Origin of the sequence: Streptomyces sp. NPDC002057, assembly GCF_040296665.1 — a bacterium.
GTDB lineage: Bacteria > Actinomycetota > Actinomycetes > Streptomycetales > Streptomycetaceae > Streptomyces.
Window position 1 is genome coordinate 12,762 of record NZ_JBEOXR010000081.1, and the last position, 15,649, is coordinate 28,410.

At 72.5% G+C, this 15,649-nt stretch carries 16 protein-coding genes; 5 read left to right on the forward strand and 11 right to left on the reverse strand.

The features are described from left to right. Positions 1 to 138: 138 nt before the first annotated feature. The 4 genes from ABT129_RS36025 to ABT129_RS36040 form a co-directional block, all read right to left on the reverse strand. A complete protein-coding gene (locus tag ABT129_RS36025; protein WP_351910125.1) occupies positions 139 to 1,290 on the reverse strand; it encodes a hypothetical protein in 1,152 nt (383 codons plus the stop codon). Then, positions 1,272 to 2,000: an ABC transporter ATP-binding protein gene (locus ABT129_RS36030; RefSeq protein ID WP_351910127.1), complete on the reverse strand. Its 729-nt coding sequence runs from the start codon at positions 1,998 to 2,000 to the stop codon at positions 1,272 to 1,274. Before ABT129_RS36030 ends, ABT129_RS36025 begins: the two co-directional genes overlap by 19 nt. Before the next feature lie 201 nt (positions 2,001 to 2,201). Next, complete coding sequence (locus tag ABT129_RS36035) at positions 2,202 to 3,581, reverse strand: aspartate aminotransferase family protein (protein WP_351910129.1); 1,380 nt, start codon at positions 3,579 to 3,581, stop codon at positions 2,202 to 2,204. Then, complete coding sequence (locus tag ABT129_RS36040; RefSeq protein ID WP_351910131.1) at positions 3,566 to 4,072, reverse strand: Lrp/AsnC family transcriptional regulator; 507 nt, start codon at positions 4,070 to 4,072, stop codon at positions 3,566 to 3,568. Before ABT129_RS36040 ends, ABT129_RS36035 begins: the two co-directional genes overlap by 16 nt. Before the next feature lie 189 nt (positions 4,073 to 4,261). Between ABT129_RS36040 and ABT129_RS36045 the strand changes: the two genes are divergently transcribed. The 3 genes from ABT129_RS36045 (at position 4,262) to ABT129_RS36055 (ending at position 7,624) form a co-directional block, all read left to right on the forward strand. Next, on the forward strand, positions 4,262 to 5,698 hold the full coding sequence (locus ABT129_RS36045) for a gamma-aminobutyraldehyde dehydrogenase (RefSeq protein ID WP_351910133.1): 1,437 nt from the start codon (positions 4,262 to 4,264) through the stop codon (positions 5,696 to 5,698). Positions 5,699 to 5,837: 139 nt separating this feature from the next. Continuing rightward, positions 5,838 to 7,001: an ABC transporter substrate-binding protein gene (locus tag ABT129_RS36050; protein ID WP_351910159.1), complete on the forward strand. Its 1,164-nt coding sequence runs from the start codon at positions 5,838 to 5,840 to the stop codon at positions 6,999 to 7,001. 83 nt (positions 7,002 to 7,084) lie between these two features. Then, positions 7,085 to 7,624, forward strand: a complete 540-nt coding sequence (locus tag ABT129_RS36055) for a hypothetical protein (RefSeq protein ID WP_351910135.1) — start codon at positions 7,085 to 7,087, stop codon at positions 7,622 to 7,624. Here ABT129_RS36055 and ABT129_RS36060 read toward each other — a convergent pair. After that, positions 7,587 to 8,267, reverse strand: a complete 681-nt coding sequence (locus ABT129_RS36060; protein WP_351910137.1) for an IclR family transcriptional regulator — start codon at positions 8,265 to 8,267, stop codon at positions 7,587 to 7,589. The two genes, ABT129_RS36055 and ABT129_RS36060, sit on opposite strands and share 38 nt — an antisense overlap. Positions 8,268 to 8,351: 84 nt before the next feature. On the opposite strand from ABT129_RS36060, the gene ABT129_RS36065 reads away from it, so the two are divergent. Beyond that, positions 8,352 to 9,002 carry a nitroreductase family protein gene (locus ABT129_RS36065; protein ID WP_351910139.1) on the forward strand — a complete coding sequence of 217 codons (651 nt, stop codon included), beginning with the start codon at positions 8,352 to 8,354 and terminating at the stop codon, positions 9,000 to 9,002. 18 nt (positions 9,003 to 9,020) lie between these two features. On the opposite strand, the gene ABT129_RS36070 is transcribed toward ABT129_RS36065, so the two are convergent. From ABT129_RS36070 to ABT129_RS36095, 6 genes are all read right to left on the reverse strand, one after another. Further along, complete coding sequence (locus tag ABT129_RS36070; RefSeq protein ID WP_351910141.1) at positions 9,021 to 10,196, reverse strand: serine hydrolase domain-containing protein; 1,176 nt, start codon at positions 10,194 to 10,196, stop codon at positions 9,021 to 9,023. Positions 10,197 to 10,292: 96 nt separating this feature from the next. Further along, positions 10,293 to 11,012 (reverse strand): response regulator transcription factor, encoded by a 720-nt coding sequence (locus tag ABT129_RS36075; protein ID WP_351910143.1) that lies wholly within the window; start codon positions 11,010 to 11,012, stop codon positions 10,293 to 10,295. Continuing rightward, on the reverse strand, positions 11,009 to 12,166 hold the full coding sequence (locus ABT129_RS36080) for a sensor histidine kinase (protein WP_351910145.1): 1,158 nt from the start codon (positions 12,164 to 12,166) through the stop codon (positions 11,009 to 11,011). The genes ABT129_RS36075 and ABT129_RS36080 overlap by 4 nt, the downstream gene beginning before the upstream one ends. Continuing rightward, a complete protein-coding gene (locus tag ABT129_RS36085) occupies positions 12,166 to 12,951 on the reverse strand; it encodes an SAM-dependent methyltransferase (protein WP_351910147.1) in 786 nt (261 codons plus the stop codon). Before ABT129_RS36085 ends, ABT129_RS36080 begins: the two co-directional genes overlap by 1 nt. Further along, entirely contained in the window at positions 12,948 to 13,691 is a 744-nt protein-coding gene (locus ABT129_RS36090) for a glycerophosphodiester phosphodiesterase (protein WP_502982024.1), read from the reverse strand. The genes ABT129_RS36085 and ABT129_RS36090 overlap by 4 nt, the downstream gene beginning before the upstream one ends. Positions 13,692 to 13,728: 37 nt before the next feature. Then, a complete protein-coding gene (locus ABT129_RS36095) occupies positions 13,729 to 14,760 on the reverse strand; it encodes an adenosine deaminase (protein ID WP_351910151.1) in 1,032 nt (343 codons plus the stop codon). 75 nt (positions 14,761 to 14,835) lie between these two features. Here ABT129_RS36095 and ABT129_RS36100 point away from each other — a divergent pair, with 75 nt between their 5' ends. Then, positions 14,836 to 15,531 (forward strand): DUF4190 domain-containing protein, encoded by a 696-nt coding sequence (locus ABT129_RS36100; RefSeq protein ID WP_351910153.1) that lies wholly within the window; start codon positions 14,836 to 14,838, stop codon positions 15,529 to 15,531. Positions 15,532 to 15,649 lie beyond the last annotated feature (118 nt).

Genomic DNA, 15,649 nt, shown 5'->3' on the forward strand with positions numbered 1-15,649 from the left:
CGACGCCCCACCTCGTCGGTGCGGGCCCTTCACCTTCCGCACACGGGCGGGTTCGAAGGGCCCGCCCGCGTACGCACGCTCACGCGCCGCACGTCCGCCGCGCCCGCCCCCGGTGCGCCGGGCCCGCCCCCACCTCGCTCAGCCCGTCAGCGGCAGCGCCGCCAGCTGTGCGATCGTCCAGGTCAGCGGGGTGAAGACGGCGAGCAGGACGCCCGCGCGCATCAGGGCCGCCGTGCGCAGGACCGTCGGCGGGGCGCCGATGCGGAGGAGGGCCTCGGTGGTGTGGGCGCGGCCCTGCTTCGACTCCAGCGCGGCGGTCAGGAGGGTGGCCGTGGTGCAGGCGAGGATCAGGGCCGCGCCCAGGCCGGTGAGCGGGCCGAAGGCGCCGGGGCCGGAGTCGGCGTCGTACAGGGCGGCGGCCGCGAGGGTTCCGGAGAACACCGCGCTGACCACGCCGAGCGGTCGGCCGATACGGCGGGACTCGTCCATCAGGATCCGGCCGGCCAGCAGCCGGGTGGCGCCGGGCCGGACGGCCTGGAGGAGTCGGCCGCAGCCGTGGGTGATGCCGGGGCCGGCCATCGCGAGGCCGACCGCGGTGAGGACCCAGCCGGCCAGGACGCCCGCCGGGTTGCCGTCGAAGCGGCCCGGCAGCGGGAGGCCGTCCCCGGCGCCGCCGCGGCCCGCGTACGTCTCGATCGCCAGGCCCACCGCGACCAGGGCGACGCCCCAGGGCAGCCCGGACGGCACCGGCCGCTCCGCGCCCTCCGGTGCGGCGGGCGCGGAGCGCGGGCGCAGGGCGAGGCCCGCGGCCGTGGCGGCGACGACCGGGAGGACGGCGAGGAGGGTGAGGGCGGCGGCGAGGGGGAGGGGCTGGCCGGCGGCGAGGAGGTCGGCGGCGGCCCCGTCGAAGGGCAGGCCCGTGATGTCGCCGCGCAGGTGCAGGTAGAAGAGGAGCGCGACCACGGAGCCGAGCGTGCAGGCGACGGCCGTCGAGGCGGCGGCGATCGCGGTGAGCCGGGCGGGGCCGAGGCCGATGGCGGAGAGTCCGGGGCGCGGGCGGGTGCTGGGGTCGGTACGGGCCACCGCGACGGCGAACTGGACGGTGGCGGCGAGCGGCAGGACGCACCAGAGCAGGCGCAGGACGGACGCCGAGGAGCGTTCCGGGTGCCCGACGGCGTATCCGAGGGTGCAGAGCAGGAGGAAGCCCACCCCCGCGGCCGCGGCGGCGACGAGGAGCCGGCGCGTCAGGACGAGGGGGTGGGCCCCGCGGGCTAGACGGAGAGCGAGCACGCGGCGACGCCCTCCGCCCCTGACGCCGGGGGTACGGCGCCGACCCTGCGTCCGTCGAGGAGCGCGACCGTGCGGTCGGCGAGCGCCGCGACCTCGCCGTCGTGGGTGGCGAGGAGCACGGTGATGCCGTGCGAGCGGGCGGCGGCGGTCAGGGTGCGCAGGACCTGTGCCCCGTCGGCCCGGTGCAGGGTGGCGGTGGGTTCGTCGGCGAACAGCACCGCGGGGGTGGTGACCAGGGCGCGGGCGATGGCGATGCGCTGGCGCTGGGACGGGGTGAGGGCGTGGGGGCGCTTGCGGGCGCAGGCGCCGATGTCGAGGCGCTCCAGCCACTCCAGGGCGGCGGTCTTCGCGGCCCGGTGGGAGACGCCGCGGAGCAGCAGCGGCAGGGCGGTGTTCTCCCAGCCGGTGAGTTCGGGGACGAGGCCGGGTTCGGGGTCGATCCAGCCGAAGCGGTCGCGGCGGAGCCGTTCGCGTTCGGCGGTGCCCAGGGTGTGCACGGGGCTGCTGTTGAACCAGACCTCGCCCTCCTGGGCGAGGAGCTGGCCGGACAGGCACCGCATGAGGGTGGTCTTGCCGCTGCCGCGCGGGCCGACGAGGGCGAGGATCTCGCCCTCGCGCACGCCGAGGGAGACGCCGCTGAGGGCGTCCGCGCCGCCCAGGGCGCAGTGCAGGGAACGCGCCCAGAGCACGTCGTTGTCCGGTGGGGCCATCGCGTACACCTCGATGTCGGATCCGATCTGTGTCCCCCGTCCGGGGGAACGAAGGGACGGGCCTGTCGGTCACTGGGCACCGTAAGGATTCAGATCCGTTTGTACGGACAGCACACGGCCCGGGCCGCCTCCATCCACTCGGATGGAGGCAGACCCGGGCCGGGGTCACGCCGTGAGGGCGGCGTGATGCTGCGGGGCGTCCTACAGCTTGGTCCACGCCTCGGTCAGCACCGAGCGCAGGATGCCTTCGATCTCGTCGAAGGTGCCCTGGTCGGCGATGAGCGGCGGGGCCAGCTGGATGACCGGGTCGCCACGGTCGTCGGCGCGGCAGTACAGGCCGTTCTCGAAGAGGGCCTTGGAGAGGAAGCCGTACAGGACGCGCTCGGTCTCCTCGTCCGTGAAGGACTCCTTGGTGACCTTGTCCTTGACGAGCTCGATGCCGTAGAAGAAGCCGTTGCCGCGGACGTCGCCGACGATCGGGAGGTCGTGCAGCTTCTTCAGGGTGTCGAAGAAGTTGCCCTCCTGGTCGAGGACGTGCTGGTTCAGGCCTTCCTTGTCGAAGATGTCGAGGTTGGCGAGCGCGACCGCCGACGACACCGGGTGGCCACCGAAGGTGTAGCCGTGGAGGAAGGTGTTGTCGCCCTTGTAGAAGGGCTCCGCGATGCGGTCGGAGACGATGCAGGCACCGATCGGGGAGTAGCCCGAGGTCATGCCCTTGGCGCAGGTGATCATGTCGGGCACGTAGCCGAACTTGTCACAGGCGAACATCGTGCCGAGGCGGCCGAAGGCGCAGATCGTCTCGTCGGAGACGAGCAGCACGTCGTACTGGTCGCAGATCTCGCGGACGCGCTGGAAGTACCCGGGCGGCGGCGGGAAGCAGCCGCCGGCGTTCTGCACCGGCTCCAGGAAGACGGCGGCGACGGTGTCGGCGCCCTCGAAGAGGATCTCCTGCTCGATCTGGTCGGCGGCCCAGCGGCCGAAGGCCTCGGGGTCGTCGCCGTAGATCGGGGCGCGGTAGATGTTGGTGTTCGGCACCTTGTGCGCGCCGGGGACCAGCGGCTCGAAGGGGGCCTTCAGGGCCGGGAGGCCGGTGATGGACAGGGCGCCCTGCGGGGTGCCGTGGTAGGCGACCGCGCGCGAGATGACCTTGTACTTGGTGGGCTTGCCCTGCAGCTTGAAGTACTGCTTGGCGAGCTTCCAGGCGGTCTCGACGGCCTCTCCGCCACCGGTGGTGAAGAAGACCTTGTTCAGGTCGCCCGGCGCGTAGTCCGCGAGACGCTCGGCCAGCTCGACGGCCTTGGGGTGCGCGTACGACCACACCGGGAAGAAGGCGAGCTCCTTGGCCTGCTTGTACGCGACCTCGGCCAGCTCCTCGCGGCCGTGTCCGGCGTTGACCACGAAGAGACCCGCGAGACCGTCGAGGTAGCGCTTGCCCTTGTCGTCGAAGATGTAGGTGCCCTCACCACGCACGATGGTGGGAACGGGCGAGTTCTCGTAGGACGACATGCGGGTGAAGTGCATCCACAGGTGGTCGTACGCGGTCTTGGAGAGGTCCTGGGTCACGGTTATCGGGTTCCCCACATATAGGTCTGCTTCTTGAGCTTGAGGTAGACGAAGCTCTCGGTGGAGCGGACGCCGGGCAGTGTCCGGATGCGCTTGTTGATCACATCCAGCAGGTGGTCGTCGTCCTCGCAGACGACCTCCACCATCAGGTCGAACGAGCCCGCGGTCATCACCACGTACTCGCATTCGGCCATGCCTGTCAGGGCTTCCGCAACCGGATCAAGGTCACCCTCGACGTTGATGCCGACCATCGCCTGCCGCCGGAAACCCACGGTGAGCGGGTCTGTGACGGCGACGATCTGCATGACGCCCTGGTCGAGCAGCTTCTGGACGCGCTGTCGCACGGCGGCCTCGGAGAGGCCGACGGCCTTGCCTATCGCCGCGTAGGGACGGCGACCGTCCTCCTGGAGCTGTTCGATGATCGCCAGGGAGACGGCGTCGATCGTCGGGGACGAACCGGTTCCGGTTCTGGAGTCTGTGCTTCGACTGGCCACGGCTTCACTGTGCACCGAGAATGTCGGTCTTGCAACCCCGGAGCGATGTAATTCGTTGCCGAGAGGCTTAAAACTCACGGAATCCGAAGTTGTAGAGGGTCGGGCCTGTTGAAAGCGTCAGCCGAGCGATTAGGCTGGGTGTCTCACCCATCGGGACGGCGCACGAGGACGTGCGCGGTCAGAACCTGACAGGAGGGGTGGCACGTGACCACCGAGCTGCGCCGGCTGCGTAACTACATCAACGGGGAGTTCCGCGACGCGGCCGACGGCCGCACGATCGACGTGGTCAACCCGGCGACCGGCGAGGTGTACGCCACCTCCCCGCTCTCCGGACAGGCCGACGTCGACGCCGCCATGGAGGCCGCCGCCGCGGCCTTCCCCGCCTGGCGTGACAGCACGCCGTCCGAGCGCCAGAAGGTACTCCTCAAGATCGCGGACGCCTTCGAGGAGCGCGCCGAGGACCTGATCGCCGCCGAGGTCCAGAACACCGGCAAGCCCGTCGCCCTCACCGCGAGTGAGGAGATTCCGCCGATGGTGGACCAGATCCGCTTCTTCGCGGGTGCCGCCCGGCTGCTCGAAGGCCGTTCGGCCGGCGAGTACATGGAGGGCATGACCTCCATCGTCCGCCGCGAGCCGGTGGGCGTCTGCGCCCAGGTCGCGCCGTGGAACTACCCGATGATGATGGCCGTGTGGAAGTTCGCCCCGGCCCTCGCCGCGGGCAACACCGTCGTCCTCAAGCCCTCGGACACGACCCCCGCGTCGACCGTCCTGATGGCCGAGATCATCGGCCAGATCGTCCCCAAGGGCGTCTTCAACGTCGTCTGCGGCGACCGCGAGACGGGCAAGGCGATGGTCGAGCACCCGACCCCCGCCATGGCCTCCATCACCGGCTCCGTCCGGGCCGGCATGCAGGTCGCCGAGTCGGCGGCCAAGGACGTCAAGCGCGTCCACCTGGAGCTCGGCGGCAAGGCGCCCGTCGTGGTCTTCGAGGACACCGACATCGACAAGGCCGTCGAGGACATCTCCGTCGCGGGCTTCTTCAACGCCGGCCAGGACTGTACGGCCGCGACCCGTGTCCTCGTGCACGAGTCCATCCACGACGCGTTCGTCTCCGCCCTCGCCAAGGCCGCCGCCGCGACCAAGACCGGCCAGCCGGACGACGAGGACGTGCTGTACGGCCCGCTGAACAACGCCAACCAGCTGAAGCAGGTCACCGGCTTCATCGACCGCCTCCCGGCCCACGCCAAGGTCGAGGCCGGCGGTCACCGCGTCGGCGACAAGGGCTACTTCTACGCCCCGACCGTCGTCTCCGGCCTCAACCAGGACGACGAGATCATCCAGAACGAGGTCTTCGGCCCGGTCATCACCGTCCAGTCCTTCACGGACGAGGCGCAGGCCCTGGAGTACGCGAACGGCGTCGAGTACGCCCTCGCCTCCTCCGTCTGGACCAAGGACCACGCGCGCGCGATGCGCATGTCCAAGTCCCTCGACTTCGGCTGCGTGTGGATCAACACCCACATCCCGCTGGTCGCCGAGATGCCCCACGGCGGCTACAAGAAGTCCGGCTACGGCAAGGACCTCTCCGCGTACGGCTTCGAGGACTACACCCGCATCAAGCACGTCATGACGTCCCTCGGCTAGTCACCGGGAAACCGCCGCGGCCCCGACACCCCGATCGACAGGGTGTCGGGGCCGCGGTCGCTTCGTCGACGGACCGTCCATTGTTCCGCCGTGGTGGTGCCGCGATGCTGCTCGGATGAGAGCGACAGTCAGGAACACCATGTCCCGCCGGTCCCTGCTGCGCGGGATGGGGGGCGTCGGGGCCGGCGCGCTGCTCGCCGGCTGCGGGGTCCCCGCCGCGTACGTCGACGAGGGCGACCGGGCCGGCCGTGACCTCTCCGCCCGGGACCGGGCGCTCGACTTCGCCAACTGGCCGCTCTACATCGACACCGACGACGAGGACGCCGGCAGGCGCCCCACCCTCGACGCCTTCCGTGAGCGCACCGGGATCTCCGTCCGCTACACCGAGGAGATCAACGACAACGACGAGTTCTTCGGCAAGATCGGCCCGTCCCTGATGAACCGCCAGGAGACCGGCCGGGACCTGATCGTCGTCAGCGACTGGATGGCCGCCCGCTTCGTCCGCCTCGGCTGGGTCCAGGAGATGGACCGCGCGGCCCAGCCGAACGTCGCCGCGCACATCGACCCGCAGCTGGGCTCGCCCGCCTTCGACCCCGGCCGGCTGCACAGCGTCCCCTGGCAGTCCGGGATCACCGGCATCGCGTACAACCGCAGGAAGCTCGGCCGCGAGCTGCGCTCCACCCAGGAGCTGTGGGCCGACGACCTGCGCGGCAAGGTCACCCTGCTCTCCGGGCTCGACGAGTCCTTCGCGCTGCTGATGCTCGGCAACGGCGTCGACGTCACCCGGTGGACCGGCGACGACTTCCACGCCCTGTGCGAGCAGGTCGAGGGCCTGGTGAAGACCCGTCACATCCGCCGCTTCACCGGCAACGACTACATCAAGGACCTGTCGTCGGGCGATGTGCTCGCCTGTCAGGCGTACTCGGGCGACGTCATCCAGCTCCGGGCCGACAACCCGGACATCGAGTTCGTCGTCCCCGAGGAGGGCGCCGAACTGTGGGCGGAGTCCCTGATGGTCCCCAACCGCGCGCGGCACAAGACCAACGCCGAGAAGCTCGTCGACTACTACTACGAGCCCGAGGTCGCCGCCGAACTCGCCGCCTGGGTCAACTACGTCTGCCCGGTGCCGGCCGCCCAGCGGGTTCTCGCGGACTCCGGGGACGAGGAACTCGTGGCGCTCGCCGAGGACCCGCTGATCTTCCCCGACGCCGACATGCGGAGCCGGCTGGCCATCGCCCGGGACATCACGGCGCAGGAGCGGCAGTCCTTCGCGAAGAGGTGGAACGCGATCGTGGGCCTGTGAGGGTTCCGAGCCTTTTTTGAACGCGTTCCAAAAAGGGGCACCCCGGTTTTTGAACGCGTTCATGACGGGCGTACGCTGCCCTCATGAGCGACCCGAACGGGCCGAGAGCCCTTCTCACGCGCATCCGCGTCTGGCTGATCGTCTTCGTCGTCTGTCTGGTGCTGAGCGGGGTCACCGCCTTCCCGCTCGTCACCGAACTCCGCTTCCTCGACTCCGCGTCGACCGGCTGGGCCGCGCCCGTCGCCGACCTGCTGCCCGGGGCCGCCGAGTGGGTCCACCGGGTCGCGGAGGGGGTCGAGGCCGCCGACCGCGAGGCCCCCTACCTCCTCTACGGCACCGACTGGCTCGCCTTCGCCCACCTCGTCATCGCGGTCGCCTTCTACGGCGTCCACCGCGACCCCGTCCGCAACATCTGGGTCGTCGAGTTCGGCATGATCGCCTGCGTCGGGATCATCCCGCTCGCCCTGATCTGCGGCCCGATCCGGGGCATCCCCTTCTGGTGGTCGGTCATCGACATGTCCTTCGGCGTCATCGGCATCCTGCCGCTGCTCCACGTACGCCGGATGATCAAGCGCCTGGAGACCCTCACCGCGACGGCGGCTCCGGCGGCCGTACCCGCCTAGCGGCCTCCCGGACCGCCGCCGCCACCCGGTCCAGCGGCACCCCGGTCGGGACGGTCACGCCCAGCGCGGCCACCGTCCCGGCCGGGCCGCGCAGCGGGGCCGCCACCGACAGCTCGCCGAGGCGGTGCTCCTCCGCGCAGACCGCGAGGCCCGCCGACCGGACCCCCGCCAGCTGGGCGGCGAGAACACCCGCCGAGACCACCGTGTGCCGGGTGTGGCGGGGGAGTTCCGGCGGGGGAGCCGTGAGCAGGACCTTCCCGTACGCCGTCGCGTGGGCCGGCAGCCGTTCCCCGCTCACCAGGCACAACACCCCCTCGGCCGGAGGGCCCGGGACCACCGCCACGTCCGCGTGACCGCCCGTACGGGCCCCGAGCGCCCGCAGCGCGGGCAGCGCCGCGTCGAGGAGACCGCGCGGACAGGGCGCCGCCGCGCCGAGCGCCCGCAGCCGGAGCCCGAGCCGGTACGTGCCGTCCGCGCCCCGCTCCAGACCGCCCCAGGCCACCAGCTCCCGCACCATGCGCAGCGCCGTCGGGGCCGGGAGCCCCGTGCGGGCCGCGATGTCGGTGAGCCGCAGCGCCACCGGGCCGCCGTCCTCGAACGCGTCCAGGATCGAGAAGAGCCGCCCCGCCACGCTCTCGCCCATGTCCCCGTCCCCGCCCCTTCGCTGGGTTTCACTCAGTGGAAGCCCGGACTTCCCGCCCCGCCCGGCCCGTACGAGGCTCAACGCATGAACCTCGGTCTCGCTTCCGACACCCTGCTCTCCACCACCCGCGCCGTCCGGCACCGGCTCGACCTGACCCGGCCCGTGCCCCGCGAACTGCTCGAGGAGTGCGTCGATCTCGCCGTCCAGGCGCCCACCGGCCGCAACCGGCAGCGCTGGCACTTCGTCGTCGTCACCGACCCGGAGCGGCGGGCCGTCCTCGCCGATCTGTGGCGGGCCTCCCTCACCGCGCCCGGCGCGCACCAGCCGCTGCCCGACCGGGACGTGCGCAGGGCCGAGGTCGCGCCCGGGGTGATGGACCGGGTGTACGCGGGCGTCGGGCACCTCCACCGGCATCTGCACGAGGTCCCGGCGTACGTCATCCCCTGTGTGGAGGGGCGGACCGAGGGCGCCTCCGTCATCCACCAGGCCGGCACCTGGGGGTCGATCCTGCCCGCCGCCTGGAGCTTCATGCTCGCCGCCCGCGAGCGCGGCCTCGGCACCGTGTGGACGACGGGGAACCTGCCCATGGAGCGGGAGTTCGCGCGGTTCCTCGGCATCCCGTACGGGGAGGTCATGCAGGCCGCCTTCATCCCCGTCGCGTACACGATCGGCACCGACTTCCGGCCCGCCCGGCGCATCCCCCGCGAGCAGGTGCTCCACTGGGACCGCTGGTGAACGGCCGTGCGTCGGCGGTCAGTCCGGGAGGCCGTACGCCGCCACCATGACGTTCAGCGCGGTCGGGTTCATGTCCTGGCCCTTGGCGTCGGTCGAGTTGACGCTGTAGACGAGGGTGCGCGCGCCGTCGCGGGTCGACGCGACGGCCGCGTTGTACCCCCAGCGTCCGCCCGTCTTTCCCCACACCTCGCGCCCGCCGAGCCGCTTCATCGACAGGCCGGCGGAGTACGCGGCCGGGGCGCCGCTCCCGAGGTCCGCGACCTTCGGCAGGGTGAACATCTCCTCCAGGAGCGGGCCGCGCACCACCCGGCCGGCGAACAGCGCCCGGACGAAGCGTTCCAGGTCGGCGGTGGTCGAGATCAGGTCCCCGGCCGCCCAGCCGTCCGTCGCCCGCCACACGGAGACGTCCCGGAGGCCCGTCGTCCCGTCGTCGAGCCGCATCGCCTGGTAGCCGTGGTTGTACGGGCCGGTGATGCCGGCGGCCGTGCCGGGAAGGTAGGTGTCCCGGAGGCCGAGGGGGCGCAGGATCCGCCGCTCCACCTGACGCTCGAACGTGTCGCCGGTGACCCGCTCCACCAGCAGGCCGGCGATCGTGTACCCGATGTTCAGGTAGTGCTGCCGGGTGCCCGGCCGGAACTCGCGCGGCTTCGCCGTCGCCGAGCGGACCATCGCCTCCGGGGTGTGGACCCGGAAGCGGTTCGCGTACCACTCCTCCACCGTCGTCCCGACGGCCAGGTCGGGGGCCGGGATGCCGTGGGTGTGGTTCAGGAGCTGGCGGACGGTCACCGTGGCGTACCGGCCGGGGATCAGCTCCGGCAGGTACGAGCGGGCCGTGCGGTCCAGGTCGATCCGGCCCTCGGCGGCGAGCTGGAGGACGGTCGCCGCCGTGAACACCTTCGTCACCGATCCGGCCCGGAAGCGGGCGGCCGGGTCCGCCGGAGCGCCGCTCTCCAGGTCGTGGACGCCCGAACTTCCCCGCCAGGAGCCCTCGGTGCCGCCGACCCGGACCAGCGCGGCCGTGGCGTCGGCGCGGGGCAGGCCCGCGATCGCCGCCGACATCACCGTGTCCAGGGACGGAGCCGCCGTCCGTGACGTGGCTGCGGGGCCCGTGGCGGACGCCGGGACGATCGCGGGTCCCGCCGCGACCCCCAGGACCAGGGCGGCGGCGAGCAGGGTGCGGGTGGACGTCCTCATGGTCAACTCCGTCGGTGTGAGCCGTTGTTCTCGATGGCTCCATCCTGCTGACCGGGGGCGCTCCGCGGATCGCCCGCACCGGCGGTCTCGTGGGGGTCAGTTCCTCGCCGACGCGGGGGAGGAGCCGGGCCCCGCGCCTCCCCCGGGCGGGGGAGAACCGGCCGCGACCAGGCCCGTCTCGTACGCGCAGATCACCGCCTGGATCCGGTCGCGGAGACCCAGCTTGGCGAGCACGTTCCCCACATGGGTCTTCACCGTGTGGTCGCTCACCACCAGCTCCGCCGCGATCTCCGCGTTCGACAGGCCGCGCGCGAGCAGCAGCAGCGTCTCCCGCTCCCGGCCGGTCAGCACGTCGAGCCGGGGGTCCGGGCCGGGAGCCGTCCGGCGCGGTCCGCCCGCCGTGTACTGCTCCACGAGCCGCCGGGCCACGGACGGCGCGAGCAGCGAGTCGCCCGCCGCCACCACCCGCACCGCGTGCACCAGGTCGTCCCGCCGGACGTCCTTGAGGAGGAAGCCGCTCGCGCCCGCGTGCAGCGCCTCGTACACGTACGCGTCGGTGTCGAAGGTCGTCAGGATGACCGTCCGGCAGCCGGACTCCGCGCTGATCGCCCGGCAGGCCTCGATGCCGTCGGTCCTGGGCATCCGGATGTCGAGCAGGGCCACGTCGGGCGCGTGCCTGCGCACCGCCTCGATCGCCTCCGCCCCGTCCCCGGCCTCCGCCACCACCTCGATGTCGGGCTGCGCGTCCAGGATCATCGCGAAGCCGCTGCGGACCAGCTCCTGGTCGTCGGCGACCACCACGCGGATCGTCGTCATCTCCCCACCTCCGCCGTGGAGGGTACGGGGAGCAGGACCCGCACCTCGAACCCCCGGCCGCCCGGCCCGGGGCCGGTCGTCGCCGTACCGCCGTGCGCGGCGGCCCGCTCCCGGATGCCGGTCAGACCGTGCCCGCCGGGTCCCGCCCCGGGGCCGCGTCCGTCGTCGGTGACCGTGACCCGCAGGACCCCGTCCGCGTGGGAGAGCCGGACGTCGGCCGTACGGGCGTCCGCGTGCCGGACGACGTTCGTCAGGGCCTCCTGCACGATCCGGTAGACGCTCGCGCCGGTCGCCGCGGGCAGCGCCCGTACCCCGCCCTCCGTCGTGTACGAGACGGCCAGGCCCCCGGCCCGCACCCGCGCGACGAGGTCCGGGACGCCCGCGAGGTCCGGCTGCGGCTCCCTGGGCGCCGTGCCCTCCGCGCCCTCGCGCAGGACCCCCAGCATCTGCCGCAGCTGGACCATCGCGTCGCGGCCCGTCGCCGAGATCGCCTCGAAGGCGGCCTCGGCGCGCTCGGGGGCCGTCCGTACCGCCACCGGCCCCGCCTCCGCCTGCACCACCATCAGGCTCACCGCGTGCGACAGGATGTCGTGCATCTCCCGGGCGATCCGGGCCCGTTCGCGGGCGGCGGCCCGCTCGGCCTCGATCCGGTGCTCCCGCTGCCGTGCGTCCTGGAGCCGGCCGAAGACGTACGCGGCCCCGAACACGAAGAGCGAGAAGGTCAGTTCGCGGACCGACCGGGTGTTGAGCCACACCGAGATCGGGACCGCGACCACGAGCAGCACCACCGTCGCCAGCCGCTTCCCCGGCGGGGAGAGCACGGCGATCGTGTAGACGCTGACGAGTCCCGTGTACGGCAGGGGCTGTCCCGGCCCCTCCAGGGCCAGCACGTACAGCGTGCTCGCCGCCACGATCGCGAGCAGGACGGCGAAGGGCGCGCGCCGGCGCCAGACCAGGGGAAGCACGGTGAGCGCCGTCAGGCCGTACGCGGGCCAGGTCGCCGGCTCCAGCTCCGGCCCGCGCGGCACCACGAACGGCATCGTCATCGCCGCCTGCACGAGGAGCGCGATCCCGATGTCCACCGCCCACGGGTTCGCCGCGCCCCAGCCCCGCGCCCGTGCCCACCCGTTCCGTACGGCCCCCCGTATGCCCATTACGGCTTGCGGCCCACCGCGCCGAACTGCGCCACCGTGTACGCCTCCGCCGAGGGGGAGCGCCAGCGCGCGCAGGAGACGACACCGGGCTCCAGGATGTCGAGTCCGTCCAGGAAGGAGGTGAACTCGGCGCGGCCGCGGGCCGTGATCGGCGGGGTCGCGTTCTCGTTCCAGAACGCCATCGCGGCCTCGTTGCCCTCGCCGCCCAGCTCCGGCTCCAGCGTCGGGTGGGTGAGGACGAGGTGGCTGCCGGCGGGGACGGCGTCCATCAGGGTGCGCACGATCCGCCGGGCCTCGTCGGTGTCCAGGACGAAGTTGAGGATGCCGAGCATCATGACCGCGACCGGACGGGACAGGTCGAGCGTCGCGCCGGCCTCCGCCAGGATCCTCTCCGGGTCGTGCGCGTCGGCGTCCACGTACTCGGTGACCCCCTCCGGCGCGCTGGTCAGCAGCGCGCGGGCGTGGGTGAGGACGATCGGGTCGTTGTCGACGTAGACGACCCGGGCGTCCGGTGCGGCCCGCTGGGCCACCTCGTGGGTGTTGTCGGCGGTCGGCAGGCCCGTACCGATGTCCAGGAACTGGCGGACGCCCGCCCCGGCGGCCAGATGGGTCACCGCGCGGCCGAGGAACGCCCGGTCCGCGCGCGCCACTTCGCCGATGCTCGGGTAGAACGCGGTGACCTGGTCGCCGACCTCCCGGTCCACCGGGTAGTTGTCCTTGCCGCCCAGCCAGTAGTTCCACACCCGGGCGTTGTGGGCGATGTCGGTCCGGATCCGGTCGTTCATGCGCGAGCCTTTCGCAGGACGGCGGCGAGGGCGTCGACCCGGTTCGTGGTGATCGAATCGACCCCGTTCAAGATCAGCTTACGCATGGTGCGCGAGGTGTCCGCGGTCCATGCCGAGACCAGCAGACCGTCCCGGTGGATCCGCTCCGTCAGCCCCCGACCCACCAGCCCGAAGCGGTAGTTGAGCCACCGCGGGCGCACCACGTCGAGCAGCACCGGGCGGGGCGGGGCGAGCGAGGTCCACGTCAGGGCGATCTCGGCGGCCGGGTCGGCGGCGCGCACCTGGAGCATGGCGACGGCCCCCGCGCAGTAGTAGACGCGCTCCCCGGCGCCGCACTCGCGGACCGTACGGACGATCGTGCGGACCGAGTTCTCGTTCCCGCCCGGCAGGTCCAGCATCAGCCGCCTCTCCCCGGCGGTGAGCAGCGCCTCGCGCAGGGTGGGGACGCCGCCGTACGTCAGCTCGCGGACCTGCTCGTACGAGAGGGCGGAGAGGGGCCGGTCGTGACCCCACAGGCGTTTGAGGGTGTCGTCGTGGAGGAGGACGGGCACCCCGTCCCTCGTCAGCCGGACGTCGACCTCGACGGCGTCCGCCCCCCGCTCGATCGCCGAGGCGATCGAGCGGAGGGTGTTCTCGCGGACGCGGTACGGGTCGCCCCGATGGCCCACGACGGTGACAGGTGCCGGGGTGCCGACGGCGCCCGCGGCGGCGACGGGATCCTCGGCGGCGACGGGGTCCATGGCGGTGTCGGAGTCCATGGCCCCATTCTCACCGTCGTCAGCGCGCGAGCCAGTTGTCGGTGTACGTGTCGATCTCGGCGGCGATCCGGGTCTTCCCGGCCGCGTCGAGGAAGGAGGCCTCCACCGCGTTCTTGGCGAGGGCGGCGACACCGCGCTCGTCGAGACCGAGGAGACGGGCGGCGACCGCGTACTCGTTGTTGAGGTCGGTGCCGAACATCGGCGGGTCGTCGCTGTTGACCGTGACGAGGACGCCGGCCTCCACCATCCGCCGGATCGGGTGCTCGTCGAGGGTGGCGACGGCCCGGGTGGCGATGTTGGAGGTCGGGCAGACCTCCAGGGCGATGCGGTGCTCCGCCAGGTGCGCGAGGAGCGCCGGGTCCTGGACCGAGCTGGTGCCGTGGCCGATGCGCTCGGCGCCCAGGTCGTTGATCGCGTCCCAGATCGTCTCCGGGCCGGTGGTCTCGCCCGCGTGCGGGACGGAGTGCAGACCGGCCGCCCGCGCCAGGTCGAAGTACGGCTTGAACTGCGGACGCGGCACACCGATCTCCGGGCCGCCGAGGCCGAAGGAGACCAGCCCCTCGGGGCGCAGCCCGTCGGTGGTGGCGAGGCGGGCGGTCTCCTCGGCGGAGGCCAGACCGGCCTCGCCGGGGATGTCGAAGCACCAGCGCAGGACGGTGCCGAACTCGGCCTCGGCCGCCTTGCGGGCGTCCTCGATCGCCGCCATGAAGGCGCGCTCGTCGATGCCGCGGCGGGTCGAGGAGTAGGGGGTGATGGTCAGCTCGGCGTACCGGATGTTCTGCCGGGCCATGTCCCGGGCGACCTCGAAGGTCAGCAGCCGGACGTCCTCGGGGGTGCGGACCAGGTCGACGACCGACAGGTAGACGTCGATGAAGTGCGCGAAGTCGGTGAACGTGAAGTAGTCGGCCAGCGCCTCCGGGTCCGTGGGGACCTTGGAGTCGGGGTGGCGGGCGGCCAGCTCGGCGACGATCCGGGGAGAGGCGGAGCCCACGTGGTGGACGTGCAGCTCGGCCTTGGGGAGTCCGGCGATGAAGGGATGGAGATCGGTCATCGGATCATCGTAGGCCGGGCGGTTCCCCCGGAGGGGGGAGGTCGTAGCATGGCGGGACCATGATGGGGGAGGCCCATGTCTGACAACCGAGACCAGTCGCGGGGCGGTTACGACCCGACGGACCCGTGGGCTCCGCCGAACCGCGACGGGGTGGAACTGAGCAAGCCGGTGACGCCGTCGCCCGCGCCGGTGCACGACCAGCAGACCGTCACGTCCATGCCGCTCACACCCGAGCCGGGCGCGGTGCCGCCGCCCCCGGTGGCGCCCGGCGGCCCGGCGGCCACGCCCGGCGCGTACGGCTACCCGGCGGCGGACACCGCCGGGGGCTACGGCTACCCGACGGCCGCCACCCCGACGCCCACGCCGTCGACCTCCGGGTACGGCTACCCCGGATATCCGTCGTACGGCAGCAGTGGCTACACCGGCCAGCCCGGCTGGCAGCAGCCGCCGTCCAACGGCATGGGCACGACCTCGATGGTGCTCGGCATCATCGCGGTGGCGGGCTTCTGCCTGTACGGCCTGGGAGCGATCCTCGGCATCCTGGCGCTGATCTTCGGCATCATCGGCCTGAAGAAGGTGGGCCGGGGCGAGGCGACCAACCGGGGCATGGCGATCGCGGGCATCGTGCTCGGCGCGATCGGCACCCTGGTCAGCGCCGTCTTCCTGGGCTTCATCATCTGGGCGATCGCCCAGGACTCCTCGTCCTTCGACGACTCGGGGTACGACGAGGACCCGTTCGCGTCGAGCCTGGTGGTCGAGAGCGGCCGCTGAGGTCCCGTACGCGCGAGAGGGCCCCGCACCGATCCGGTGGGGGGGGGGAACGCGGCGTGCGAGTTGCCCCGCCCGTCAGCGGCGGGGCCAAGTGGTGAGTGGAGGAGGGCCCGGGCGG

What these genes read in the sequence shown, in the direction of transcription:
- ABT129_RS36095 (WP_351910151.1), bottom strand. Translation starts at nt 14,760, where the DNA reads ATGACCGATCTCCATCCCTTCATCGCCGGACTCCCCAAGGCCGAGCTG.
- ABT129_RS36070 (WP_351910141.1), bottom strand. Translation starts at nt 10,196, where the DNA reads ATGAGGACGTCCACCCGCACCCTGCTCGCCGCCGCCCTGGTCCTGGGG.
- ABT129_RS36065 (WP_351910139.1), top strand. Translation starts at nt 8,352, where the DNA reads ATGAACCTCGGTCTCGCTTCCGACACCCTGCTCTCCACCACCCGCGCC.
- ABT129_RS36075 (WP_351910143.1), bottom strand. Translation starts at nt 11,012, where the DNA reads ATGACGACGATCCGCGTGGTGGTCGCCGACGACCAGGAGCTGGTCCGC.
- ABT129_RS36055 (WP_351910135.1), top strand. Translation starts at nt 7,085, where the DNA reads ATGAGCGACCCGAACGGGCCGAGAGCCCTTCTCACGCGCATCCGCGTC.
- ABT129_RS36030 (WP_351910127.1), bottom strand. Translation starts at nt 2,000, where the DNA reads ATGGCCCCACCGGACAACGACGTGCTCTGGGCGCGTTCCCTGCACTGC.
- ABT129_RS36090 (WP_502982024.1), bottom strand. Translation starts at nt 13,691, where the DNA reads ATGGACCCCGTCGCCGCCGAGGATCCCGTCGCCGCCGCGGGCGCCGTC.
- ABT129_RS36050 (WP_351910159.1), top strand. Translation starts at nt 5,838, where the DNA reads ATGTCCCGCCGGTCCCTGCTGCGCGGGATGGGGGGCGTCGGGGCCGGC.
- ABT129_RS36085 (WP_351910147.1), bottom strand. Translation starts at nt 12,951, where the DNA reads ATGAACGACCGGATCCGGACCGACATCGCCCACAACGCCCGGGTGTGG.
- ABT129_RS36080 (WP_351910145.1), bottom strand. Translation starts at nt 12,166, where the DNA reads ATGGGCATACGGGGGGCCGTACGGAACGGGTGGGCACGGGCGCGGGGC.
- ABT129_RS36100 (WP_351910153.1), top strand. Translation starts at nt 14,836, where the DNA reads ATGTCTGACAACCGAGACCAGTCGCGGGGCGGTTACGACCCGACGGAC.
- ABT129_RS36060 (WP_351910137.1), bottom strand. Translation starts at nt 8,267, where the DNA reads ATGGGCGAGAGCGTGGCGGGGCGGCTCTTCTCGATCCTGGACGCGTTC.